The 1515-nt window shown below is 67.5% G+C and carries 1 protein-coding gene; it reads left to right on the plus strand.

Annotated features, from left to right (window positions below; genetic code table 11):
• On the plus strand, positions 1 to 1515 hold a 1515-nt coding region (locus V7E09_RS15650; protein ID WP_324523745.1), incomplete at both ends, for a class I tRNA ligase family protein.

Raw genomic sequence — 1515 nt, forward strand, 5'->3', positions numbered from 1 at the left:
GCACCCACCACATCGAGGCCCGTTCCTTCAAGGACATCTTCCCCCGGTTCAAGACGATGCAGGGCTTCCACGTCGACCGCAAGGCCGGCTGGGACTGCCACGGCCTGCCGGTGGAGCTCGCCGTCGAGAAGGAGCTCGGGTTCGCCGGGAAGGCCGACATCGAGGAGTACGGCGTCGAGGCGTTCAATGACCGTTGCCGCGCGTCGGTGACCCGGCACGTCGACAAGTGGTCCCAGCTCACCGAGCGGATGGGGTACTGGGTCAACCTGGACGACGCCTACTGGACGATGTCGACCGAGTACGTCGAGTCGGTGTGGTGGTCGCTGAAGGAGATCCACTCCAAGGGCCTGCTGGTGGAGGACTACCGCGTCGCCCCGTACTGCCCGCGCTGCGGCACCACCTTGTCCGACCACGAACTCGCCCAGGGTTATGAGGACGTCGTCGATCCGTCGGTATACGTCCGGTTCCCGCTGACCTCGGGTCCGCTCGCCGGCCAGGTCGACCTGCTGGTGTGGACGACGACGCCGTGGACGCTGGTCTCGAACACGGCCGTCGCCGTGCATCCCGACGTCACCTACGTCGTCGCCCGCCACGGCGAGGACGCCTTGCTGGTCGCCGAGCCGCTGGCGCTGAAGGTGCTGGGCGAGGAGTGGACGCTGGGGGAGACCTTCGGCGGACGCGAGTTGGAGCGCTGGACCTACCAGCGGCCGTTCGACCTGATCTCGTTCCCCGACGCCCCGGGCGGCACGAACTACGTCGTGTTGGCCGAGTACGTCACCACCGAGGACGGCACCGGCCTGGTGCATCAGGCGCCCGCCTTCGGCGAAGACGACATGCTGACCTGCCGCTCCTACGGGCTGCCGATGGTGAACCCGATCCGCCCTGACGGCACGTTCGAGCCGGAGATCTCCCTGGTGGGAGGCCAGTTCTTCAAGTCGGCCGACACGATCCTGCTGGCCGATCTCACCGAGCGGGGCCTGCTGTTCCGCAAGCTCGACTACGAGCACAGCTACCCGCACTGCTGGCGGTGCCACACCCCGCTGCTCTACTACGCCCAGCCGTCCTGGTACATCCGGACGACCGCGATCAAGGAGGAGTTGCTCGCTCAGAACGAGGCGACCACCTGGCATCCGGAAACCATCAAGCACGGCCGCTACGGCGACTGGTTGAAGAACAACGTCGACTGGGCGCTGTCCCGGAAGCGCTACTGGGGGACGCCGCTGCCGATCTGGCGGTGCGCGGAGGACCACCAGGTGTGCGTCGGCTCGCGCCAGGAGCTCTCCGAGCTGACCGGCCGCGACCTGTCCACGCTGGATCCGCACCGCCCGTTCGTCGATGATGTCGTGTTCGACTGCCCGACGTGCGGGCGCGAGTCCCGCCGCGTCCCTGAGGTCATCGACGCCTGGTACGACTCCGGATCGATGCCGTTCGCGCAGTGGGGCTACCCGTGGGTGGAAGGTTCGAAGGAGAAGTTCGAGCGGGCGTTCCCGGCCGACTTCATCTCCGAGGCCATCG

This window comes from Propioniciclava sp. (assembly GCF_036744435.1).
Lineage (GTDB): Bacteria > Actinomycetota > Actinomycetes > Propionibacteriales > Propionibacteriaceae > Propioniciclava.